Raw genomic sequence first — 22,934 nt, 5'->3', positions numbered from 1 at the left:
ATGGACTGATTCATCAATCATTGTATCGTACAAAAGTTTCAACTCTGAGTGGACGACAAGTTAGAGTTAATTGCATATATTTAATTCAGGCAAACATTGAAAATATGTGTCACTGTTGGAAACAATTATTGAAGCTAGCTCTAAAACTCCAAACCAATCAAGGTTTGAAGCTTTATTTTCTAATAGAAACTAAACTTTCTGGTGAAAGATCAAATAAAAACTCACCAAGGACAAAAGCATAGTGTAAATTACTGGTTTCAGTATATGCTTATTTAGAATTGGTAAAAAAAAGGCGGAATACAATTATGAATGTTTGGAATTTGGCTAAAGGTTTAGGAGTCGTAATCGGTGGCACAATAGCTTTCTCTGGAAACTCTGCTAGTGCCAAAATCAATCAGGGTGTGACTCTAGAGAATAATCTGAATGTACCTACCTTAAACACAGCGATTAAAAAGCAAAATACATTAGAAGACGAGGGGCTGAAAATTAATTACAGCATCAAACAAACTCAATTTCAAAATAGAAATGCTGTAGATAAGAAAAAACCTTTGCTAGTAGGTTGCTTCCCGTATTGTACTTAAGCCTTAGCGTTTTTTATTTCATTATAATAAAAAAGCTGCCTAAATTAAAACCAGCTTTTTTATTAGGTTGGATTCGGTGCAATCGTACTTATTCACTCATTAAATTTAATAGCTTGCCATTGAAGTGACCGTAGATAATTTCCAGTCTGAGCCACCCAGGTAAACTAACTTTATGTTTTTCCAATTCGTTGCCATTATTATCCACTAATCCCTCAAGTATTCTCTTGAGCAATGGCTTGCCTTCTGGCGTAGTCTTCTAGTTTAGTCTGTATGTTTACAAAGTCAAATCCGTTGACTAGTTGACACAAAATAGCGTTATTAATATAACTGGGAATTGTAAGCCTTGTAATAGGTGATTAAACCTCCTAGTTACAAATTACAAGACTTACAAGCGCTCTAATTCTTCGTATAGATTTAAGAATAATTAGTTAAGTCAAGCAGTTCCAAGATGAAGAAAAAATGATACATGATGACCGTTATACACTAGCCACTGGAGAAGTAGGCGCAAATCGATTGCAAATTCTTCACCAAATCCATAAGCCATATACAGAGTTTTTACTTGGGCGAGTTGGACTCAGTGAAGGGATGCATATAGCTGACATTGGTTGCGGTATTGGAAGTGTTTCCACTTGGTTAGGCGAGCAAGTTGGATTCAACGGTTCAGTTATTGGTGTAGATGTGAGTACAGAGCAGGTAGAACAGGCACGAGGAAATGCAGACGCACTTGGCTTAAGCAATGTAAAATTTGTCTTGGGCAGCGCTTACAATACAGGATTACCTCATAACTCCTTTGACCTAGTTTACTGCCGCTTTTTGCTAATCCATCTGACTCGCCCTAAAGATGCACTAGAACAAATGCTGGCACTACTCAAGCCTAATGGGTTGTTAGTGTGTGAGGAAGCCGACTTTAGCACTGCTTTTTGTCAACCTGCTAACCCTAGCTACGACCGTTGTTTTGAGCTTTTCCTTAGACTAGGTAACACTCGTAGCCAGCACTTTTGTATGGGAAGCAAGCTTTACGAAATATTTCAAAATGCTGGCTTGCTGACGCGAGAAATTTTTGTAGTGCAGCCTGTCGCAGTTCACAAAGAAACTAAGCGTTTAATAGATTTGTCACTCAAAGAGGCAACTGATGCTTTAATTGAAACTGGAATAACAACACCAGAAGAGATTAAGCAAACTATAGAGCAAATAAGAGAGTTGGCAGAGGACGAAACAACACTGTTTGGCATCCCTCGTGTGACACAAATCTGGGCGCGAAAATAACTATGCAGTTTATTGAGGCTTTACAGAGTTATTGGATTGTGAAGAGAAAATCAATTCTCTAATGAACAACTGAAAGCGGATCATAGTTGATTAACCTCTGAAATACGAAAGATAAGCTGTTTACCATTCTCAGACAGGATAATTAATACCAATTGGTAATTCGTAATTCAGAAATTAGGATTTAATCTGTAGGCGCGATCATAATGAACTTGGCATTAGTAACTACAAATGCAGTGGGAGCCAACTTATGCTTACTCAATCAGAATCTCAAGGAAGAAAAGAGCCTTTTTGGCATAAAATTGTCCGACTTCTAAGATGGGAAAAGCCCACTGGACGGTTAATTTTAATAATTCCAGCCCTTTGGAGTATTGTTTTATCAGCGAAGGGAATGCCATCAATACCACTTGTTAACCTGATCATTTTTTTTGCTTTAGCTACTAGTGCTACAACTTGCGTGATCAACGACTTGTGCGATCGAGATATTGATGCACAAGTGGAAAGAACGCGTGAGCGTCCCTTAGCTTCTGGTGCGCTTTCAGTCTCTGTCGGGATCATGGTTGCTGTGATCTCTGTGGGCTTGAATGCAATGCTGGCTTTTGCTTTAAAACCACTCTCGTTCTGGTTATGGGTTGGAACACTTCCGGTAATTATTTTATACCCATTATCTAAACGGGTATTTCCAGTTCCCCAGTTATTACTGGCAATAATTTGGGGTCTTGTAGTTTTGACTAGCTGGACTGCGGTGAATGAGCAGATAGAATTTACTACTTGGTTGCTGTGTAGCTCAACTGCCCTGTGGGCTGTGGGATTCGACACTATTTACGCTATGTCTGACCGCAAGGATGACCAACGGATTGGCGTTAAGTCCAGCGCTCTGTTTTTTGGTAAATATGCTCCTGTTGCTGTTATGGTTTGCTATGCAACTGCTGCCTTACTATTGGGTTTGCTAGGCTTTTATATGCAATTGCAACTGAGTTTCTGGATTAGTTTGATAATTGCAACTAGTGCTTGGATTTGGCAGTTTATACAATTGCTTGACTCAGAACTTCCAAATACTGCCTACAATCAAATGTTCACTCAAAATGTCTGGATTAGCTCTGTATTGCTTTTTGGGATGATTTTCAGTTTTTTAAAATTATAAATTGAGGAACTTAACAAGGACGCTGCACTCGCTTGGGCTTTGTACTGGATTCATCAACAACCAAAAGTCTATGAGAAAGTGTTGTATGAGTTACAAGGTTTAAATACTCCCGATCCGATCAAAATTGCTCAACTTCTTTATCTAACAGCAATTTGTCAAGAAACTTTGCGGATTTATCCTGTAATTCTTTTCACTTTTCCTAGAATTACTTTACGCTCTGTTAATTTAAGAGGATATCACGTTCCTCCTGGGACATATGTGCTACCTTGTATTTACCTAACTCATCGCCGAGAAGATTTATATCCCCAACCCGAAAATTTTCAACCGGAAAGGTTTATTAATCGGAAATATTCATCTTATGAATTTTGTCCTTTTGGAGGAGGTTCTCGTCAATGTCTAGGTCAAGTATTTGCTCTATTTGAAATGGAATTAATTCTGGCGACGATTCTTTTAAATTATCAATTGAAATTAGAGGAAAAAACGCCTGTTACTCTATCTCGTCGAGGTTTTTTATTGGCTCCTCAAGGTGGAGTAAAAATGAATCTTGCCGCCGATACTGGTTGTTAAACTTGCCGCGTCTCGTTGCAACCCCTGCTGTTGAACTCTCCCCAACCGAACTGAAGAAACTGCAAGATAAACGTGCCAAAACGAAAACCGAGCGATATCAACAGCGCAAGGCGGAATTGTCCCGTCGTTATGAAGTTGATGTTACCCCTGAGCTTGTGGAGAAAGATGACGACGGCTGGTATCCTCAACTGCGGATGCACTACTATTTGACGCTGGGGCGAGAGTTTTTGACGAACCGTGATGCCAAACGAGCAAAAACGCAGTTGGAAGCAGGGGAAAATTCGATTTGGAAACCAGATTTTAACAAGGGGCAGATGTTGCCTGCTGTGTTGTTACTGGAAAATCTAAATCTGTTGCAGTTTCTTACGCCAGACGTTCAGTTGCGGGGGTCTGATGAAAAGATGGTGGAGTTTAAAGCGCTGGCTGTAGCACATCGGCACGTTATCAAGAATTACCTGAATGTCAGTATCTCAGAAAAACTTACCCCTGTGGCGATCGCTCAGAAGTTACTTGCCAAGATTGATTTGAAATTGGATTACGTCGGTCGGTTGGGTAAGCGTGAAAATCGGGAGTGCGTCTATCGCTTTGTTGCTCCTGATGATCAGCGTGATTCAATTTTTGGGCAGTGGTTCAATCGAGATGAAGCGTTTTCTTGTGAGTTGGTGTCAGTCACGAATAATATAGTTTTGTCGACACCAGTGATTGACACAACCTCCCAAATATTAGAAGAGGTAGTGTCCAGCCCCCAAGAACAAGCCTGGAAAGGGCTGAAACTGAAAATGCAGCAAGGCTTGGATAGCGCTGGCTCCTTCTACAGTGAATTAGTCTCAAAAGTTGGCAAAGCTATCGGCGTTGCTGATAGTGAACCTTACTGGAATGGATATCTGGGGCAGTGGCAAGTTTGGGTTAACTTTGGGAGCGACTGTAGGTCTGTGGTGTGCGATTGGTTGGCGGTGGTGTAGAAGATCGATAAAGCTTTGGTAAAGAGTTGAGTAATTTATGCTTCAGATTTCGTCTTACCAGCTTTTTTAGAGACAGCAATTGCACCAACTCCAAACAATAGACCTAGTAGGGAAGTGGGTTCAGCTACTGATGTATATGAAGAACTCAGGGTAATATTGACAGCAGAATCTTGATAGATGTATGTTCCTGCCCGTCCCACTGCACCCGTCAAGGTAATTTCAGAGCTTGAAGTTCTTTCTAGGATATATCTTGGAGCATCAAAAGCAATGCCAAAATCAACTACTAAATTCCAATTCGACCCAGAATCAAGCCTTATGGCAACCGAGCAAGAGCTTCAATCTCTTTTTAATAAATTAGATACCGATCAAGACGGCAAAATCTCCATTAATGATCTTTTTTTAAGTCCTGGCTTAAGTACAATCATTTCATCAGAAACGAATATCAGTACTCCCCAGGAATTGCTAGTAAATTATGATTCAGACTCTGACGGTAGTATTACCTTTGAAGAATTAAAGTCAGCCGTTAAGAAAGCAGATAATTTAACCTAGCTGTCAAAAAACCCAATACCAAATATCAATACCCAAAATCCCTCTAAGCGCCCACGTTTTGAGGGATTTGCAATTTTCATGGTCATTGGTGACTCGCTAGCCCCGATGGATGACCTTGGAGGTGAAAGGCTGGCTTTTTGCGATTGAAAGTTTGCTCAACTGCTTTTCGATGCCCCACAGTAGCTTGAGTCTCAAGCCTTTAAATACTTTAAATACTGATTAGACATTAGACAGCCAGGGGTCTGTCTGCAAAGGCGATTTTATAAAGAATTTTTAAGAAATTAACATTCTTCAGAAAAGGAAAGACCTAATGCTGAAGTAATCATGTCGAAACCTAATTATTAGTTTTTCAATTTGTTGGAGTCGAGAATAATGTTGAAGTTCACCTGTTTGATGATTGTTGGGGCAGTATTGTCGATTAGTGCGCCAGCTGTGGCTGAAAGTCGTGCGGTTAATATCAGTATTGGCAGCATTGGTGGTGCCTTAGATAATGGAGCTTTGAGAACAGTTCGTCAGATTATTGGGTTTGGGGTTGGCACTGGCACTGTTGATAAATTCATTGTATATAGTCCCAGTACCGGATCTATTCCCATCGAAGGAGGTTTATCTGCTTGTGCTGAAGCTGGCTTCGGCACAAGCAATACAACATTTAATGCTTTTATCCAGCAGTTGCCTTCAATTAATCCCAAACCTGGGACTTTCTACAATGTAGAACTTACCACAACCTGCAAACAGAAATAAGAATGTCGTTTGCACTCAAGCGCGGTAGGATGGGCTTTGTACCTCAGCCCATCCATCGAGTTACACATAAGCTCGTAAGCTTAATAGGAATATTTTGCATAATAAGTAAATGTAGGATAATTCTACTCACCAAAATGTAGCCATTTCTGAGTCAATATGAGTGTTCAAGCCGCATACGATAATTGGTCAACCACCTATGATGCTGATCAAAACCTGACGCGCGATTTGGATCAAATCGTTACTAAAGAAATCTTAATGCGTAAGAGATGTAAATCAGTCTTTGAAATTGGCTGTGGCACAGGCAAAAATACTTTGCTTTTATCACAAATTGCCCAAACAGTCTATGCAGTTGATTTTTCAACAGCCATGATCGAGAAGGCGAAAGAGAAAGTAAATTCAGTCAACGTGACGTTCATTACCGCAGACATTACAAAGCAATGGATTTGCAGCAACAAGTCTATTGATTTGATCACCTGTAATCTCGTTTTAGAACACATCAAAGATTTGTCAAAAATTTTTTCAGAAGCCTCCCGTGTACTCGTTCCAGGAGGATACTTTTTCATTTGTGAACTTCATCCATTCAGACAGTATCGAGGCACAAAAGCTAATTTTCAAAGAAATCAAGAAGTGATTGAAATCCCAGCATTTATACATCACCTATCAGATTTTTTTCAGGCAGCCAAAAATTATGGTTTCCAGCTTGAGGATTTCAACGAGTGGTGGCATGAGCAAGATCAAAATAAACCACCCAGACTTGTATCATTCTTGTTCAAAAAGTGAATCTTAATAATGAAATTACTCATGCGTGAATTTTGAATTGTTTTGACGGCTGGTATATTTTTTCAAGGCTTGTGCTTAAACTGTAAACTCTGCCAATCCCCAGGCTGTCTTATTGGTATATAGCAATGAATTTCAAAGCTTGAATCGGGAGCAAAATCCTTAATAATTGGCTTAAATATACTGATAAGACAGTTAAGGTGCCAATCCCTGCATGAATACCTTACTTGCCTCTTAGCGAATGTTGCACTAGCCAGCAATGTAAGCCCACCATTACGAGCGCCAATGGCAGCATCAACATTGGAATAATTTCTAAACTTGCCCAACTTGCAACCCAGCCTGCTCCAGTGGGTATGATCGCTGCTCCAAAACTGGCGATGCTGGTAGCAAAGCTAACAGCCGCAGGAACCAAGTCATTTGGTAATCGTTGAGGTATCAACCAGATGGTGGCGGGAAAGATTGCTGCCAATGCAAAGCCAATTAGGGGTAAGCTAATCCATTGATCCCGAAGTTGCCACCAAGCAAGCAATCCAATCATTAAAAGACTCAGCGACATACTGATTGTGCCGACTGCCCCAAGCCATTGCAAGAAATAACCTAAGATGAAACGTCCCAATGTTAATCCTAGCCAGTAGGCACTAACGCTGTAACCAGCAATCAATTCGGGAGTTTGGCGAGCGACGGATTGCACAGTGTATGCCCAGTTGCCGATGCAAGCTTCTATACCAACATAAACCAACAAGAGTAACCCCGTTAGCACTACTACTGGATTTTGCAGCGAGCGCCCCAAATTTTCTAAGGCAGTTGTATTTGATGTCGATACCCGTAGCGTCATTGGTGTGTAGCGAGAAATTATCGCACCCAAGACACTTACAATCAATAGGCTGACGATGCCAGCTAACACCCAATAAACCTGTCGCCAGTTCATGCCAAGTGATAGCAAAGTAGTGGCGATTGTGGGCCCCGATAATGCGCCAATGCCATAGAAAGCATGGAGTAAACCAATCATATTTGCACTACGCGAATCTTGCACAATGTAAGTATTGATCCCTGCATCAATCAGCCCAATACCCAATCCCAACACTGATCTAGCAGCAACCATAAACAACCAGTAAGGTGAGGTGGCGTAAATTATCAGCGCCATTGTCAGCACAACCGCAGCAATCAATAACATTCGCGCTAACCCCAGACGGCTACTCACCAGACTGCTGGTGAATGCTGCTAGAATGTAGCCGCTAATTTGACTTACAAACAGCAGGGTAACAGTGGCTGGAGTCAAGTTATATGTAGACACTATAGAGGGCAGAAGAACGCCTAATCCGCCTTCAGCAACACCAATGGCAATAAAGGCATATAAGGCGATCGCTACCCCAATCCACAAAGGTGGTAAGCTACGTTGATCGTATCCCATCGGATAAAAATGCTTTTGCTCCAGACGATTTGATTGCTTAGATTTACTCAGTTGATAATCCTCAAAAATAACTTCATACCCATCTCCCTGTATTGGGTGGAATAGATAGCTTTATTTTTGGGGTTATTAGTGTTTATTGAGTTAATTATTTTCTATCTCTTCAGCAGTTTTACAAATTAATTGCCAAGCCTGCTTTACGTGTATTTTATCTGTGGTTGCTTGTCCAATTGACATTCTTAAAGTTAATTTTTGCTCCAGTTTGGTGGAAGTAAGATAGATTTTACCTGAAGAGTTGATATTGTTAATAATTTTTTCGTTAATTGCATCACCCAATTTATGGCGAAAACATACTAAATTTAATGGGGGATTCACAACTAGCTCAAAACGAGGATGAGATTTTACACATTCAGCAAATTCTTGTGCTAAGGCAATATGCTTACGAATATAATACTGTAAGCCTTCTATACCATAGTGCCGAATTACAAACCACAGTTTGAGACTTCTAAATCTACGTCCTAAAGAAATCTGCCAATCTCGATAGTCAATAACTTTACCAGACGTACTAGCTTGATTTTTGAGAAATTCAGGCATGATAGATAGTGCATGAATTAGTTTAGCTCGATCTTTGACATAAAAACAGGTACAATCAAAATTAGTTAGCATCCATTTATGAGGATTAAAACAATAGCTGTCTGCTAGTTCTAATCCTTGATGAATCCACTGATACTCAGGACATATAGCTGCTGTACCACTCATTGCGCCATCAACATGGAGCCAAATGTTATATACTTGAGCGAACGCACCTATTTCTCTTAATGGATCTATGGCATGAGATGAGGTTGTCCCCACAGTAGCAGCAATATAAAAAGGGATTAACCCAGATTTAATATCTGTAATAATTTGCTGTTGTAGTAATTCTGGGCACATTCTATAATCAGCATCAACCTCAATTAAATGTAAATTTTCTTGCTTAATTCCCGCTACTCTGGCAGCTTTCTCAATTGAAGAGTGTGCTTGAGTAGAAGTGTACACAACCAGTTGATTAATATCTGCTTTTAACTGTTCTCTAGCTGCTATCAAAGCTACTAAAGAAGCACTACTGGCTGAGTCTTGAATTACTCCTCCTCCTGTAGTCGAAGATTTAAACTGAGAGGGAAGTTTCAACATATCTATTAACCAGTCTAGAACATGAGTTTCTAACTCAGTACAAGCTGGAGAAGTTGCCCATAACATTCCTTGAACTCCAAGTCCTGCACTGACTAATTCTCCTAAAATTGATGGTGCAGAAATACCTGTAGGAAAGAAAGCAAAAAAGTTTGGAGATTGCCAATTAGTCAATCCTGGTACAATGATTTTATCTAAATCTTGTAAAATATCTGCAAAGGACTCTCCTTTTACTGGGGCTGTTTCTGGTAGTTTAGCTCTAATGTCTCCAGGTTCTAATTGAGATAAAACAGGCAGTTGCTCTACTGTTTCTAAATAATTAGCTATCCAATCAATAGTTTGATATCCCCAATGACGAAATTCATCTGAAGACATGTGGTATTCTTTATTGTTTTCCATATTGTTATACCGTTTAAAACTTGTTATTTGACACAATATATTTTATATCTTATCTGAAGCTTTAATATGTACCAAAGCTAATGTCTCATATCGTGTAATGCTGTCTTAATGTCCGAAATTAATGCTAGTCAAAGCAATTCGCAATTGTGAATTCGCTTTTTCGCCCATTAAATCAATGGGGGCTTGTACCCACTTTTAGGCAATTAATCAATTAATTCGCTTTTTCGCCCTAATCAAATTGCGAATTGCAAATTGCGTTAGCGGAGCGGGGCGTTAGCCCATTGCGAATTGTTTGGTCATACCTATTACAAAAGAAAAATTTTTAGAAGAATCCAGAAGCCAAAATGGGCTAAACGTCCTGCTATCCATGTACAGGAATCAGAACAAGAAAATGGGGGATTCAGACCCGCCACTCATTATAGACCGCTAAATTTTCAATGTTTAGGGGATATTAAACCCATTTATTCAAACGCCAGTCATACAGAATTCAGGATGAATTCTGACCATGCGAGTTTTCAAACATCCTTTTGGAGTAATGTAATCCACAACCTCAGAGTGATGTTTATCTCATTGAATTAAGCCATCTTTACTTTGGGAGTTATTAGCAAACATTTAGTGCATCTAGTTGTTAAAAGAGTTCGCCCCTACTCGACCGATTAATCGTACTGTTGCCGCTCGTGGCAATAAGATTCCTTAACAAGTAAAGGAAACACCAGGTATGTCATCTCAAGCTGAAGAATTTACTATTGGTGTCGAAGAGGAATATCAAATTATCAATCCGACGACGCGGGAACTGACTTCGCGTGTGGAACACGTTCTCCCAAAAGCCCAGAAAGCCCTTGGCTTGGAGGTACAGCCAGAAGCCCAGCGTTCGCAGATAGAAATTGGTACGCCCATCTGTAGAACACTTGCAGATGTGCGCTTGGAGCTTGTTCGTTTGCGTCGTGAAGTGATAACGGCGGCGGCTAAGGATGGTAACCAAATTGCCGCCGCTGGTACACACCCGTTTTCACACTGGGATCAACAGCAGCTCACACCCAAAGAACGTTATCAAACGCTGATGGAAGATTATCAGCAACTCACCCGTGAGCTAGTCATCTTTGGCTGTCACGTACATGTGGGAATTAGCGATCGCCAAGCGGCAATCAGCGTCATGAACCGTTCCCGTGTGTGGCTATCCCCGCTTTTAGCATTGGCAGCATCCTCACCTTTCTGGCTAGGTACAGATACAGGTTATGCAAGCTATCGTACCGAGATTTGGGGACGATGGCCCCTATCTGGAGTACCACTGATTTTCGAGTCTTTAGCCGACTACGAAGCACTTGTACAAGTTTTAGTGGAGACAAAAAGTCTAGCGGAGGCAACAAAGATTTATTGGGATGTGCGTTTGTCTGAACGCTTTCCGACAATCGAGTTTCGAGTCACAGATGTCTGCCAGACGGTAGACGAAGCGGTAATGGTAGCAGGACTTGTACGGGCATTGGCGCGGACTTGTTATGAACAAGCCATGAGTAATAAACCGTTTCCCGCAGTTCGCCACGAACTTGTACGTGTTGCTCACTGGCGTGCCGCACGTTATGGATTAGATGAGGATTTAATCGACTTTACCACTATGAGAGCCGTCCCAGCACGGGAGTTGGTTGAGAACTTTCTTACCTTCGTGCGTCCATCGCTTGAGGACTATGGAGAATGGGATGAAGTTTCCTCTCTTGTACAGCAAACAATGCAGTTCGGGAATGGCGCAACACGGCAGCGTGACGTTTACAAGCGAACCGGAAGCTTAGAGAATGTCGTTGATTTAATTGTCCAAGACACAGCAAAAGGGATAGTGTCAGTATAGGAGACAGGACTTTATGCTAGTTCACATTATTGCTGATTACGGCTTTGGCGATCTTGCTTTCGCAGAAGTGGTGCAGCGCATCAAGCTTCATCTACCGGATGCCCAAGCAATACTTACACCCGTGCCAGCTTTTGCCACACTGGCAGCAGGATTCTGTATCGCGCAGTTGGGTTTGAATCAAGCTCCACCTGGGACAATCATCTATCACAATGTTGCGCCTCGTGAAGATGATGAGCAAGCACGTTCCGGGAATGCTGGCGAACGTCTTGCTTTTGCACGCTTGCCAACAGGTGTACGTGTAATTGGTGTTAATGCGGGTTATGCCTTTTCATTTGTGCGCGATTTAGCAGTAGAGTTGCGTTGGGCTGCTGTAGCGGCTTCTGGTTCGCAGTTTCGTTCTCGTGATTTGTTTCCAGAAGCGGCTGGGGCGATCGCTCTAGGTCAACCTGATGCTTTAGGTGAGGAGATTCCCCCCTCTGATATACCTGATGTGCCGTCTAACTGTATAGCTTATATTGATGGCTACGGTAACTTGAAAACCACTATTAAGCATGAGGATGAGGATACCAAGACACACCAAAGTGATACTGTAGGGGTGCAAATTGGTGAGAGCAAACACAAAGCAACCAAGAGCGATGGTAGTTTTGCCGTGGAAACTGGACAGTTAGCTTTTGCGCCTGGTAGCAGTGGTTGGACTAATGCACAAGCTGAACAGATACGTTGGATGGAAGTTTTCCTCAGAGGTGGTAATGCCTGGGAATCTTTTAATCGCCCAGCGATCGGCACGCATATAAATATCAGTTAAAAGCCGTGCAGAGTCACTTAGATCAAAATTTAATTTTTAGAAAGTACAGCTTACCTCAGTTTTTGATTCACCATTATTGTTTATTGCTTTTCCCATGTCCGATCCATTAATCGTTGTTGATGTTCAATCCGGTTTTATCAATGAATTCACTCATCACATCCCGCAGCGAGTTGCTCATTTAATTGAGCGAGGTGAGTATGCACCAGTTTTGTTTACTAGATTTATCAACGCACCTGATGGCCCCTATCAAAAATTCCTTGATTGGCATAGCTGTACGCATGAGCCAGAAACTAATATTGCTTCAGAATTAGAACCTTGGGTTAAACCAGAAGTAGTTTTTTCTAAGTTGGGGCTATGCGGTATACCAAATGAACTGGCAGACTACTTTAGAGGGCACTGTTTTGAAAGAGTTTTCATCTTAGGGATTGACACTGATATGTGTGTGTTGAAGATAGCGATGGATTTTTTCGATATTGGCATTGAACCCATCGTATTAACTGATTGCTGCGCTAGTACAGCAGGCTTACAAGCACACTTAGCAGGTTTGGCGGTACTCAGTCGGAATATTGGTGCTTTTCGTCTGCGTGAGGCGGGTCTTTCTGAGGGTTTTCTAGCTGCACCACTAGACAAAAACAGAGAATAAAAATTCTTAAGAAATTGTGCGTTTTTAATTTAATGTTCGGTATAAAACAGGATCGTCTTTTTTGCTGCTTGCAAAACGCGTTCGCGTAATTCTAATGGCTCAATCACCTCCATCTGTGCGCCAAACCCCAGCGCATAAGCACAAGCCGCTTCCTCTATATCAAACCTCAGCCAGATGCGAGTCCAGCCATCGGCATCGGGCGAGTCAATCTGTTCTATTTGGGCAAAGTATCCGGCATAGCGTAACCAAGACATAGCCTCTGGAGCAACACGTACCGTCACGCCATAGTAAGGCAGATTGGCTTTAAACTCAACCATCGATTGTTGCCAATAGTCAGCTAAGTTGAATTCAACCGGACGAACACAGGGGTAATCCGTAAGCATAGCATCCCGCACTCGTGAAATCCGGTAGGAGCGTACCTCTGAATCTACCGAGGCAACGAAATACCAGACACTGCCTTTGGCAACCAGTCCAAGTGGATTAACCAACCGTTCCACACACTTACGATCACTGCGTTCATAGCTCAGATGTACTTGCCGCTCTTGCCAAACTGCTGTTTGCAAGATTGGAAATGCTGACATTTCCTCGTCCCACCGATGCCAGCCTGTTGGATCAACATGAATCCGCTGGCTAACCATTTCTGCTTGCTGACGATTGGCGGCAGGTATTGCTGCCAGAAGTTTGAGCAGAGCCGCTTCAAATGCTTGACTCCAGCCTAAATCGGCTAGCAGGTGTGTGGGCTTTGGCAAAAACAGCGCCTGAATCTCTGCCAAGTTAAGTCCTGTCAGCGTAGTTTGATAGCTGTCGAGTAAACTCCAACCACCTCCTTTACCGCGTTCTGCCATCACCGGAACTCCGGCACTGCTGAGGGCATCCATGTCACGATGAATGGTGCGCTCAGACACCTCCAATCGTTCTGCTAAATCTCGCGCCGTTAGCTGACGATGAACCTGTAACAACATCAGGATGGAGAGGAGGCGATCGGCACGCATAACTATCCCAAGACCAATCGGAACTACTTTTTACTTTACTGCCTAAATATGACAAGGGATGTCATGAAGTTTAGCTTATCCTGCATAAAGATGGTTTGGAGTCATTGATTTCTTTAAGCCACCTCGCAGGATTTAAGGAGGTCAATTATGCAGTTATTGAAAAATAAAATTGCGCTCGTAGTTGGGGCAACACGCGGTGCAGGTCGTGGCATTGCTGTGGAACTTGGTGCAGCAGGGGCAACCGTTTATGTCACCGGACGCACCACTGCTACTGTGCGATCGGAATACAACCGCCCTGAAACAATTCAAGAAACGGCGGAATTGATAAACCAGGCTGGTGGGAAAGGAATCGCTGTTCTAGTCGATCATTTAGACCCAAAACAAGTACAGGCGCTTGTTGCTCGTGTTGAACAGGAGCAGGGTCGTCTGGATGTTCTGGTCAATGATATTGGTGCAGAATATCTGGCGGAGTTCAACAAGCCTGTGTGGGAGCTTTCTTTAGAGCGAGGATTACGGATGCTAAGACTGGCAATCGACACCCACCTGATCGCTAGCCACTTTGCATTGCCGCTGTTGATCCAGAAACCCGGTGGATTGGTAGTCGAAATTACTGATGGTACTGCCGAATATAACGATAAAAACTATCGGCTGTCGCTGTTCTATGACCTTGCTAAAACCTCGATAATCCGCATGGCATGGGGATTGGCGCAAGAACTGAAACCGCATCAATGTACTGCCGTAGCGCTGACTCCGGGCTGGTTGCGCTCGGAACTTATGCTCGATCATTTTGGAGTGAGTGAAGCCAACTGGCAGGACGCAACAGCAAAGGAACCGCACTTCATCATTTCTGAAACGCCACATTATGTTGGGCGTGCAGTTGCCCATCTAGCTGGCGATCCACAAATGGTGCGCTGGAATGGACAATCGCTTTCCAGTGGGCAATTAGCACAGGTTTATGGCTTTACCGATCTTGATGGCTCTCAACCCGATGCGTGGCGCTACATTTGTGAAGTACAGGAGATGGGTAAACCTGCTGATGCGACCGGATATAGGTAATATTCGAGTCACAAAATTTCGTATTCTTTGGCAAGCTTTAGATTGCAATTAGTGTTTGTTCTAATTTCGCGCACTTACTGTCTTCTCGCTTGCTCTTCCAAATAACTCATTAGAACCACCAAAATAGCGATCGCGGTTGCCTTCTATGCTAAATACCTTGAGAGGATACAAAATCCCCTGAAATGCCAACAGGTTAAAGAATGTTGTAATTTATATCTTCTTAAAACCTTTCCCCCCGCCCTTATCCCTAGAGGAAACCCCACCTTCTCCCTTACCCAAAAAATAGCCAAGTCACGAAAGCGAACTACTTGATATTCTTGGCATTCCCAGTATGAAATAGGGGAAAATGTGAGTAATTGGAGCGCCTGCGTGGAATCGGAGAAAAGAATATGTCTAATGTGACCACTGTAAAAGGTAGCTGCCTATGTGGAGCAGTAAGCCTGTCCACAACCAGTATGAGTAATCAGATGGGAGCGTGTCATTGTAGTATGTGTCGCAAGTGGGGTGGAGGGCCTTTATTAGCTATTGACTGTAAAGGTGATGTTAGCTTCTCTGGTGAAGAAAATATCAGGATTTATCAGTCTTCAGAATGGGCAGAGCGTGCGTTCTGTAATCAGTGTGGTAGCCATCTATTTTATAAATTAAAACAAAATAACCAGTATTTCATGCCTGTTGGACTATTCGAGAACTGTGAAGGTCTTGTTTTCGATCATCAGGTATTCATTGATGAAAAGCCCAAATATTACTGTTTCGCCAATGAAACTAATGACCTGACAGGGGCAGAGTTATTTGCACAGTTTGCAACTCCTAAATGACTCCTAAACAGTAACGCCAGCTCGAAATTCAGGAAGCGTCGAACATTCAGCTTGGGTAGGCTCATAACTATACATGGCTTGCCTTACCTACCCAAATCTTGCTACCTAATTGATATTCTATCCCCCAATGCCTTTACCACTCTTATAGTTCATCGCTCTAGGTTTCCTCTTGCCAATAGGGACTACTTTCGATTGCTTGGGTGCTTGTGGCGGACGGCATTTCTCACAATATAGAGGTCTAACCCCAAAGGTTTCTCGTTGTGTGGGCTGTTCACACTGCTTACATACGAAGTTGAAAACGCGAGTATGAATTTCCCGCTTGTGCGCTCTAACGGTGTACTCTCGGACTTCAATAGTTTTGCTGGGCATCGGTTCTGTAATCGCTGTTCTATTTATAAGGATAGTTTCTGGTATCAATATATTCATGCATCATTTGAGTGAAACAGTAACAAAAACAAGTACCAAGTCGGAAGTCGCAAGTCGCAAGTAAGATAAAAAACTTAGTTGTGGAATACAAGCCCACTTCAAAAAAAGAATTATGTCAATACATGTAGTGCCAGACATAAATAAAGTGTCCTTGTTTCAAGCCCACGACAACAGTTGTCGGTACACTTGCGACTTGCGACTTGTAACTTGCTACTTGGTCTGACAATCTGATGGTTTTTCGCCAGAATTTAAGCAGAGGCAATGCCACCGGTTCATGGCAGGTACGCGATCGCACTCCTGAGAGCCGCAATTGGAGGCATTTTTAACAGCAGTGGCTACTTGTTTGCAGCCTTTGGAGTAGCGAGTTCGACTTATATAAATGAAACTAGAGTCCAATAACCCTTAGTTAGTCCTAATTAAGAAGATAGTCTTTAATCTTGTTTTGATGAGAGCGCAAAATTTTTAAACCTTGATGTTCAGTTTTACGAATTGTTTCTCGACTAAGATTTAGGCGTTTTGCAACTTGACTCAAAGTCAATTCCTGATTATCTGACAATCCAAAACGTAGAGTCAATACTTCTCGTTGCCTTGGATTGAGCAATGCCAGCAACTTGGCCAAGTCCTGGTGTAGAAGCTCAAGACTTATTTGCTCATCTAGGGAAATATTATCCATCGGTAAAATATCAGCTAGTTCAGTTTCACGCTCATCCCCAACTCGCATTTCTAGCGAGACTGGAGTGCGGGAAACCTGAAGATATTCCCGTATTTGATTGGGCAATACATTTAAGGATTCGGCAATTTCTGCTACAACTGGAGGACGACCCAAAGATTGAGATAGTTGCTGCTGTACTCTCCTGATTTTATTTAATTTCTCGTTGATATGGATTGGCAGACGGATAGTGCGGGACTTTTCTCCAATCGCCCGTGTAATTGACTGCTTAATCCACCAATAAACGTAGGTTGATAGTTTATAGCCTCGGTTGGGATCAAACTTTTCGATCCCCTTTTGTAAACCTAGTGCCCCTTCTTGGATCAAATCTAAGAATTCCAAATTGTGATTCTGGTATTTTTTCGCAACAGAAACCACTAGCCGTAGGTTAGCAGTCACCATTTTCTGCTTTGCTCGTTCCCCTTGATGAAGAATTGACACCACTTCAGCTTCGCTTTGCTCAAGCGAGGTAGCTAATTCTCTTGCAGTTGGTTGTCGGTTTAATTGAAGTGCGAGGCTTGCACGCTGTTCTTCAATCGCCATCATCTGCTGCACAAGCCTAGCATTTGTAATTTCTTGCTCAGGAGTTAGCAGAGGGTAGCGTCCGATTTCTTTGAGGTAGGAGCGAACTAAGTCGGTAGTTGGGCTGGTCATACTTTCAATTAATTGTGAGGACTACTTTTATTTTTCGTTTGGGTAAAATTTTTTATTTCAAGAATTAGCTAACAAATCAAATCTTAATCATAGACTTAACTCTAACGTTTATCTTTAAGCAAATCTATAAATATAATACTTGAAATCTTTAAATAGATAAACAATAAAATTTGCTTTATTTTGTAAATAAATTTTAAAATGATGGAGAGATTTGGTTGGATCATTTACCTGCATTTCTCACAAGCTCCTTTGCATTTGATGATGAGTAATAAGTAAAAAGTCATGAGTAATAAGTAAATATTTTACTACTCCTTACTCACTACTCATTACTCCTCCATTCGAGGTGTGGTGAGAAATCCGGGATTTAGAGGTACGCTACGCTAAATTTAGAGTGAAGTCCTCTCTTGAAGAGAGGAGATGTTCAAATTCGCTTCATATTTGGACAAGGATCAAATCCGCTTTGCGTAAATCAATTGAAAATTACAAATACTTAGTTGAGAAAAAATCATGGATATGCAATCTCTGCTCACTTTCGCAATCGTAGCTATCTTTTGGGCATTTGTTACTCTCGTCATCTTCCAGTTCATTAACGGACTATTTGTATCGACTGCTTACGCTAGTAATGTGGTTTCAGTTAGCAATGGAAATATAGCGGCTTCTACAATCCCATCAGTATCAGAAATAATCACACCACAAGTTCAGACTTTTGAGAAATTGCCAGATCCTTGGATGTTAGATGATGAAGTTGTTCATCATACAAATAATGAAGCAGTTGTTCTCTCATTCCCTACATTAAGATTACTGCCTCCAGTTAAAGAAATTTCATCACAACCAAAACGTACTAATCGTTCAAACAAAGCTAACAATCCTGCCAACAAGTCGCCAAAAACTAAAAAGACTGATGTAAATTCTTCAGGCAAGCGCAAGCCAGGCAGACCGCGTAAAGCTGGCTAATTCGTTTTTTAACCCTCGGCTGATCACCGAAGAATAAATGTTTGAAAGTTTAAAAGTTCAAATGAGGCAATTACTTGCCTCATTTATTAATAAGAGAAAGGCTTCGCCATAGCAAAAGTGAAAAAATAATATTGTGAGTGATGCAATGATACAGCAACTTTTCACTCAAGGTTCTTTATTCGATTTGCAAACAGTAATCGATTATGGGCAGTCAGTTATTAATGTTGCCCAAGAGCTTGCAAAAGTTTTAACAGATAATCGCCCTCTCTCTACAAAAACTGTTTCTTCCCAGATGAATCGCTACTTTCTAGGCACTGCTGCGTCCGGTGCGTGGCAGTGGAAAGACGCTTACGAAGCTATTGAAGTGGCGCAAATATTATATCTGCGTCATCTGGGAATTAAGATTTTATCACAACAACCTCAAGTGGTTGTGCAACAATTAGAAGAATTAACAGCCCTCTGCCCGACGCATACTCGCCGTAGTCAAGAGTCAGTAAAGCTTCAGCAATTTTCCACCCCTCTGCCGCTTGCTTATCTGGTAGCCAAAGCAGGATTTATAAAGGCTGATGATTTAATGCTGGAACCATCAGCCGGGACTGGTTTGTTAGCACAAATGGCTAAACTGCACAGTGCAAGTCTGATGCTCAACGAGCTTGCACCCGATAGAACGAAGATTCTGCGTCGGTTGTTTCCAGGTACACCGCTATTCTCTGTAAACGCGGAACAGATTAACGACTATCTGGTTGGCAAGACTCAGCCCTCAGTTGTTCTGATGAATCCGCCTTTCTCCGCATCTCCCAAAATTAACAGTCGTAATCCCGACGCAACTCCTCGCCACATCAACTCGGCATTGCAAAGACTGGCTGACGGTGGACGGCTGGTAACAATCACAGCCAACTGGTTTTCTCCCAATAATCCCACTTGGCGCGAGACTTTTGTTAGGTGGCACTCAGAAGCGCGAGTTTTAATGTCAGTTGGGGTTAACGGCAAGGTGTACTCAAAGCATGGTACACAAATCGACACTCGGATTACAGTGATCGACAAAGTTCCGGCTGACTCCAGCGAAATCCCTTGTATTACTGAAACTTTGGATCTGCCTGAAATACTGGCATTAATTGAACAGTTGCCACAGAGGTCTTCGTGGGAACGCTCAGATATCAAAACTGCTGCGTTCGCTAAAGTTGTTCAATTGCCAAAACGCTCTGTAGTAGCTCAAGCAGAAACAGTTTCCTTTCTTCCAGACGACGTAATAGTGCTGGAATATGAGGTTATCGAGTGGACGGCTAGTGAAGGTTTGAAAGATACCCTATACGAAACCTATCGCCCACAAAGAATCCGAATCAAGGACGCTTTACCTCATCCCTCATTGCTTTGCGAAAGTGCAGCCTTAGCACTTGTCTCACCACCGGCTCCAACTTACAAACCACATCTCCCACGCAACATCATCACACAAGGCAATTTGTCAGAGGCACAAATTGAAAGCGTTATTTACGCAGGTCAGGCGCACTGTGAATTTCTGTCTGGGTCTTATATTGTGGATGATTCATGGGATAATGTGACTTTAGCAGCAAATAGCTCAGAAAATGCTGTAAAATTTCGTCGTGGCTGGTTCTTAGGCGATGGGACGGGTGCGGGGAAAGGAAGACAGTGTGCAGGAATTATCCTCGACAACTGGTGTCAGGGGCGCTCTAAAGCCATTTGGGTATCCAAAAGTTCTGCTTTAATTGAAGATGCCCGTAGAGACTGGTGTGCGCTCGGAGGTAGTGAGAAAGATATCATTGACCTGAGCAACATTAAGCTTGGCGATCCAATTCCCTTCACCCAAGGCATCCTATTCTGCACCTACTCAACCCTACGATCCCAAAAGAATGGTAAAAGTCGGCTCAAGCAAATTGTTGAATGGGCAGGTAAGGAGTTTGATGGTGCAATCGCTTATGACGAGTGCCACAGTATGGGCAATGCGATGGCCCAGGAGGGTAAACTCGGTATGGTTGCAGCATCCCAGCAAGGTATTGTTGGGCTGAGGTTGCAAAACGCACTGCCCTCAGCACGGGTTATCTACGTTTCTGCTACTGGTGCAACTAAAGTCTCAAATCTCTCATACGCCAATCGTCTGGGGCTTTGGCAGACTGGAGATTTTCCGTTTACCTCCCGTGAGGATTTTGTAGAATCCATTGAGGGTGGTGGTATCGCTGCGATGGAAGTGGTCGCCAGGGATCTCAAGGCTTTGGGACTGTATCTGGCGCGGAGCCTTTCATTCGAGGGAGTTGAGTATCAAACTCTCTACATTGATTTAACGCCCACGCAGGAACGGATTTACAATAGCTATTCTGATGCTTTTGGTGTTATTCATAATAATTTAGATAAAGCCCTAGAAGCTTGTAATATCTCTGGTGACAAAACTTACAACCGTGCTGCAAAGATGAGCGCGGTGTCTCAGTTCGAGTCGCACAAGCAAAGATTCTTCAACCATCTGTTGACCGGGATGAAATGTCCGCAGTTAATTAAAGCGATTGAAGAGGATTTAGCTGCTCAAAATGCAGTTGTTGTTCAGATCGTCTCAACTAATGAAGAATTGCTTAAGCGCCGACTCAATGAAGTTGCACCCGAAGAATGGCAGGATCTCAATCTTGACCTGACTCCACGGGAATATGTCATGGATTATTTGATGAGTGCATTTCCCATTCATTTGCATTCCATCCATTCAGGCGTTGATGGAGAAGAAATATCCGAGCCAGTCTTTGATTCCGATGGCTCTCCAGTTATCTCTATTGAAGCTGTAGCCTTGAGGGATGCGTTAGTCGATAAGTTAGCAAGTCTTGATCCAATCCCTGGTGCATTAGAACAATTGCTGTGGCATTTTGGTCACAAGCAAGTGGCTGAAGTAACTGGTCGTAGCAAACGAGTTCTCAAAGATGAATCTGGACGTTTGTTTGTGGATTCACGCGGTGCTGGAGCAAATATTGCTGAAACTGCTGCGTTTATGCAAGGAGATAAACAAATCCTCATCTTCAGTGACGCTGGCGGGACAGGCAGAAGTTATCATGCCGATTTAAACGCTGTTAATCGGCGGCGGCGATCGCATTATTTGTTGGAAGCCGGCTGGAGGGCAGACAATGCCATCCAAGGTTTAGGGCGATCGCACCGCACCAACCAAGCATCAGCACCCGTGTTCAGACCTGTTACCACTAACGTTATAGGTGAACGCCGCTTTATCTCAACCATTGCTCGACGCCTGGATAGCTTGGGCGCTCTTACTCGTGGTCAACGGCAGACGGGTGGCAATGGGATATTTGAAGCTAAGGATAATCTGGAGTCAAATTATGCAGAACACGCCCTGTATGAGTTATTCAAGCAGATTTATCAGGGTCGATTTTTTGAAGTGCCTTTAGGAAAGTTCGAGCAAATGACGGGACTTAGCTTAACCTCTCATGAAGGCGGCATGAAAATCGATCTCCCACCCCTGCGTCAATTCCTCAATCGACTGCTGGCTTTACGCATCGATATGCAAAATATCATTTTCGAGCGTTTTGAGTTGTTGCTAAGTCAGCAGATTGAAGCAGCGATCGCGGCTGGTGTCTATGAGATGGGTGTAGAGACTTTACGGGCTGAACGGTTTACTGTTGAGAGCCAGGAAGCTGTGTACACTCACCCTGCCACAGGTAGCGTCACCAATTACTTGAAAGTACAACGCACCCAGAAGAACAACATTAAAACTGCTGAAGAGATGTTAGAGTTCGCCACTCAATATCAAGGAAGGTTCATGATCAACTCCAAGTCTGGTAATGCTGCTGTGTCAATTCCGACGCATAGTATCTACGACGCTGATGGTGGAGTTGTACCAAGAGTTTTGCTGATTCGTCCACAGAAGGAAACTCGCCTACCAGTCCAAGACTTGGAATCTTCCACTTGGCAGCAAGTTTCTATTGATGCGTTTACTGCTGCTTGGTCTACTGAAGTAAACGAATTACCCAAGTTCACAACCGATTACCTGCATTTGGTAACTGGTATTCTATTGCCTATCTGGAAAATCCTGCCACAGCAAAATAGTCGAGTCTTCCGACTACAAACCAGCGATGGACAAAAGATTCTCGGTCGGGTGGTGAATGCTCACGACATCCAAACTGTGCGAGAGCAACTCGGTCTGAAGAACCAGTTGTTAAGCCCAGAAGAACTTGTTTCACTGGTACTAAACGAGAGATATACACAGCAGTTGCCGGGTGGTGTAACCTTGCGACGTTCTTTCATTGCTGGTGAACCTCGCATAGAACTGGTTAATGCTATCTCACTGGCAGAGCGACTGGTAGCTATTGGATGTTTCACCGAGATCATCAACTGGCAAAAGCGTGTGTTCATTCCGGTTTCAGACAAAGCGCCAGCTATTCTCGCGGCTGTGATTGAAATCTTGGGGTAATTCCTAATCTTAAATAGTAAACTCAACGAGGTTGTCACCAACCCCGTTGGTCTTCAAAACCGTGCTTA

General features: G+C 42.7%; 21 protein-coding genes. 16 read left to right on the top strand and 5 right to left on the bottom strand.

Going from position 1 to position 22,934, the window contains the following annotated elements:
- Positions 1-305: 305 nt before the first annotated feature.
- The 8 genes from LC608_RS23245 to LC608_RS23210 all read left to right on the top strand — a co-directional run bounded on the left by LC608_RS23245 (position 306) and on the right by LC608_RS23210 (position 6,587).
- Positions 306-581: a hypothetical protein gene (locus LC608_RS23245; RefSeq protein WP_229555820.1), complete on the top strand. Its 276-nt coding sequence runs from the start codon at positions 306-308 to the stop codon at positions 579-581.
- Positions 582-1,040: 459 nt separating this feature from the next.
- Positions 1,041-1,847, top strand: a complete 807-nt coding sequence (locus tag LC608_RS23240) for a methyltransferase domain-containing protein (RefSeq protein ID WP_229555819.1) — start codon at positions 1,041-1,043, stop codon at positions 1,845-1,847.
- A 247-nt stretch (positions 1,848-2,094) separates the two neighbouring features.
- Positions 2,095-2,988, top strand: coding sequence for a 4-hydroxybenzoate solanesyltransferase (locus tag LC608_RS23235; RefSeq protein ID WP_229555818.1), 894 nt, complete (start codon positions 2,095-2,097; stop codon positions 2,986-2,988).
- Positions 2,989-3,555: a cytochrome P450 gene (locus LC608_RS23230; RefSeq protein WP_308189913.1), complete on the top strand. Its 567-nt coding sequence runs from the start codon at positions 2,989-2,991 to the stop codon at positions 3,553-3,555.
- 2 nt (positions 3,556-3,557) lie between these two features.
- Entirely contained in the window at positions 3,558-4,517 is a 960-nt protein-coding gene (locus LC608_RS23225) for a hypothetical protein (protein WP_229555816.1), read from the top strand.
- Positions 4,518-4,832: 315 nt separating this feature from the next.
- Positions 4,833-5,066, top strand: a complete 234-nt coding sequence (locus tag LC608_RS23220) for an EF-hand domain-containing protein (RefSeq protein WP_190920267.1) — start codon at positions 4,833-4,835, stop codon at positions 5,064-5,066.
- Positions 5,067-5,438: 372 nt separating this feature from the next.
- Positions 5,439-5,807: a hypothetical protein gene (locus LC608_RS23215; protein ID WP_229555815.1), complete on the top strand. Its 369-nt coding sequence runs from the start codon at positions 5,439-5,441 to the stop codon at positions 5,805-5,807.
- A gap of 156 nt (positions 5,808-5,963) precedes the next feature.
- Complete coding sequence (locus tag LC608_RS23210; protein WP_229555814.1) at positions 5,964-6,587, top strand: class I SAM-dependent methyltransferase; 624 nt, start codon at positions 5,964-5,966, stop codon at positions 6,585-6,587.
- A gap of 220 nt (positions 6,588-6,807) precedes the next feature.
- Here the strand turns inward: LC608_RS23210 and LC608_RS23205 are convergent, their stop codons facing one another.
- Both LC608_RS23205 and LC608_RS23200 read right to left on the bottom strand, forming a co-directional pair.
- On the bottom strand, positions 6,808-7,995 hold the full coding sequence (locus LC608_RS23205) for a sugar MFS transporter (protein WP_229555813.1): 1,188 nt from the start codon (positions 7,993-7,995) through the stop codon (positions 6,808-6,810).
- 141 nt (positions 7,996-8,136) lie between these two features.
- Positions 8,137-9,558: a pyridoxal-dependent decarboxylase gene (locus tag LC608_RS23200; protein WP_229555811.1), complete on the bottom strand. Its 1,422-nt coding sequence runs from the start codon at positions 9,556-9,558 to the stop codon at positions 8,137-8,139.
- 718 nt (positions 9,559-10,276) lie between these two features.
- Here LC608_RS23200 and LC608_RS23195 point away from each other — a divergent pair.
- The 3 genes from LC608_RS23195 to LC608_RS23185 all read left to right on the top strand — a co-directional run bounded on the left by LC608_RS23195 (position 10,277) and on the right by LC608_RS23185 (position 12,846).
- Complete coding sequence (locus tag LC608_RS23195) at positions 10,277-11,398, top strand: carboxylate-amine ligase (RefSeq protein ID WP_229555809.1); 1,122 nt, start codon at positions 10,277-10,279, stop codon at positions 11,396-11,398.
- A 13-nt stretch (positions 11,399-11,411) separates the two neighbouring features.
- Entirely contained in the window at positions 11,412-12,203 is a 792-nt protein-coding gene (locus LC608_RS23190; RefSeq protein WP_229555807.1) for an S-adenosyl-l-methionine hydroxide adenosyltransferase family protein, read from the top strand.
- A gap of 94 nt (positions 12,204-12,297) precedes the next feature.
- Positions 12,298-12,846: a cysteine hydrolase family protein gene (locus LC608_RS23185; protein ID WP_229555805.1), complete on the top strand. Its 549-nt coding sequence runs from the start codon at positions 12,298-12,300 to the stop codon at positions 12,844-12,846.
- Positions 12,847-12,875: 29 nt separating this feature from the next.
- Here the strand turns inward: LC608_RS23185 and LC608_RS23180 are convergent, their stop codons facing one another.
- Positions 12,876-13,838, bottom strand: coding sequence for a YafY family protein (locus LC608_RS23180; protein WP_229555803.1), 963 nt, complete (start codon positions 13,836-13,838; stop codon positions 12,876-12,878).
- Positions 13,839-13,985: 147 nt separating this feature from the next.
- Here LC608_RS23180 and LC608_RS23175 point away from each other — a divergent pair, with 147 nt between their 5' ends.
- Together LC608_RS23175 and LC608_RS23170 are read left to right on the top strand one after the other, a co-directional pair.
- Positions 13,986-14,894, top strand: coding sequence for an SDR family oxidoreductase (locus LC608_RS23175; protein ID WP_229555801.1), 909 nt, complete (start codon positions 13,986-13,988; stop codon positions 14,892-14,894).
- 389 nt (positions 14,895-15,283) lie between these two features.
- Positions 15,284-15,709, top strand: a complete 426-nt coding sequence (locus LC608_RS23170) for a GFA family protein (protein ID WP_229555799.1) — start codon at positions 15,284-15,286, stop codon at positions 15,707-15,709.
- A 117-nt stretch (positions 15,710-15,826) separates the two neighbouring features.
- Here the strand turns inward: LC608_RS23170 and LC608_RS23165 are convergent, their stop codons facing one another.
- Entirely contained in the window at positions 15,827-16,078 is a 252-nt protein-coding gene (locus LC608_RS23165) for a hypothetical protein (RefSeq protein ID WP_229555890.1), read from the bottom strand.
- Positions 16,079-16,396: 318 nt separating this feature from the next.
- Between LC608_RS23165 and LC608_RS23160 the strand changes: the two genes are divergently transcribed.
- Positions 16,397-16,534 carry a hypothetical protein gene (locus LC608_RS23160; protein ID WP_229555797.1) on the top strand — a complete coding sequence of 46 codons (138 nt, stop codon included), beginning with the start codon at positions 16,397-16,399 and terminating at the stop codon, positions 16,532-16,534.
- Positions 16,535-16,547: 13 nt separating this feature from the next.
- On the opposite strand, the gene LC608_RS23155 is transcribed toward LC608_RS23160, so the two are convergent.
- Positions 16,548-17,498: an RpoD/SigA family RNA polymerase sigma factor gene (locus tag LC608_RS23155; protein ID WP_229555795.1), complete on the bottom strand. Its 951-nt coding sequence runs from the start codon at positions 17,496-17,498 to the stop codon at positions 16,548-16,550.
- A gap of 507 nt (positions 17,499-18,005) precedes the next feature.
- Here LC608_RS23155 and LC608_RS23150 point away from each other — a divergent pair.
- Positions 18,006-18,452, top strand: coding sequence for a hypothetical protein (locus LC608_RS23150; protein ID WP_229555793.1), 447 nt, complete (start codon positions 18,006-18,008; stop codon positions 18,450-18,452).
- Positions 18,453-18,597: 145 nt separating this feature from the next.
- On the top strand, positions 18,598-22,866 hold the full coding sequence (locus LC608_RS23145; protein ID WP_229555791.1) for a strawberry notch family protein: 4,269 nt from the start codon (positions 18,598-18,600) through the stop codon (positions 22,864-22,866).
- The last annotated feature ends 68 nt before the right edge of the window (positions 22,867-22,934 follow it).

This window comes from Nostoc sp. XA010, from assembly GCF_020829625.1.
GTDB lineage: Bacteria > Cyanobacteriota > Cyanobacteriia > Cyanobacteriales > Nostocaceae > Nostoc.
This window is presented reverse-complemented; position numbering and strand designations above follow the sequence as displayed.

Bases quoted from the DNA above. Each gene is read 5' to 3' on its own strand.
- LC608_RS23245 (WP_229555820.1), top strand. From the start codon at position 306: ATGAATGTTTGGAATTTGGCTAAAGGTTTAGGAGTCGTAATCGGTGGC.
- LC608_RS23240 (WP_229555819.1), top strand. From the start codon at position 1,041: ATGATACATGATGACCGTTATACACTAGCCACTGGAGAAGTAGGCGCA.
- LC608_RS23235 (WP_229555818.1), top strand. From the start codon at position 2,095: ATGCTTACTCAATCAGAATCTCAAGGAAGAAAAGAGCCTTTTTGGCAT.
- LC608_RS23220 (WP_190920267.1), top strand. From the start codon at position 4,833: ATGGCAACCGAGCAAGAGCTTCAATCTCTTTTTAATAAATTAGATACC.
- LC608_RS23215 (WP_229555815.1), top strand. From the start codon at position 5,439: ATGTTGAAGTTCACCTGTTTGATGATTGTTGGGGCAGTATTGTCGATT.
- LC608_RS23210 (WP_229555814.1), top strand. From the start codon at position 5,964: ATGAGTGTTCAAGCCGCATACGATAATTGGTCAACCACCTATGATGCT.
- LC608_RS23205 (WP_229555813.1), bottom strand. From the start codon at position 7,995: ATGGGATACGATCAACGTAGCTTACCACCTTTGTGGATTGGGGTAGCG.
- LC608_RS23200 (WP_229555811.1), bottom strand. From the start codon at position 9,558: ATGGAAAACAATAAAGAATACCACATGTCTTCAGATGAATTTCGTCAT.
- LC608_RS23195 (WP_229555809.1), top strand. From the start codon at position 10,277: ATGTCATCTCAAGCTGAAGAATTTACTATTGGTGTCGAAGAGGAATAT.
- LC608_RS23190 (WP_229555807.1), top strand. From the start codon at position 11,412: ATGCTAGTTCACATTATTGCTGATTACGGCTTTGGCGATCTTGCTTTC.
- LC608_RS23185 (WP_229555805.1), top strand. From the start codon at position 12,298: ATGTCCGATCCATTAATCGTTGTTGATGTTCAATCCGGTTTTATCAAT.
- LC608_RS23180 (WP_229555803.1), bottom strand. From the start codon at position 13,838: ATGCGTGCCGATCGCCTCCTCTCCATCCTGATGTTGTTACAGGTTCAT.
- LC608_RS23175 (WP_229555801.1), top strand. From the start codon at position 13,986: ATGCAGTTATTGAAAAATAAAATTGCGCTCGTAGTTGGGGCAACACGC.
- LC608_RS23170 (WP_229555799.1), top strand. From the start codon at position 15,284: ATGTCTAATGTGACCACTGTAAAAGGTAGCTGCCTATGTGGAGCAGTA.
- LC608_RS23165 (WP_229555890.1), bottom strand. From the start codon at position 16,078: ATGCCCAGCAAAACTATTGAAGTCCGAGAGTACACCGTTAGAGCGCAC.
- LC608_RS23160 (WP_229555797.1), top strand. From the start codon at position 16,397: ATGCCACCGGTTCATGGCAGGTACGCGATCGCACTCCTGAGAGCCGCA.
- LC608_RS23155 (WP_229555795.1), bottom strand. From the start codon at position 17,498: ATGACCAGCCCAACTACCGACTTAGTTCGCTCCTACCTCAAAGAAATC.
- LC608_RS23150 (WP_229555793.1), top strand. From the start codon at position 18,006: ATGGATATGCAATCTCTGCTCACTTTCGCAATCGTAGCTATCTTTTGG.
- LC608_RS23145 (WP_229555791.1), top strand. From the start codon at position 18,598: ATGATACAGCAACTTTTCACTCAAGGTTCTTTATTCGATTTGCAAACA.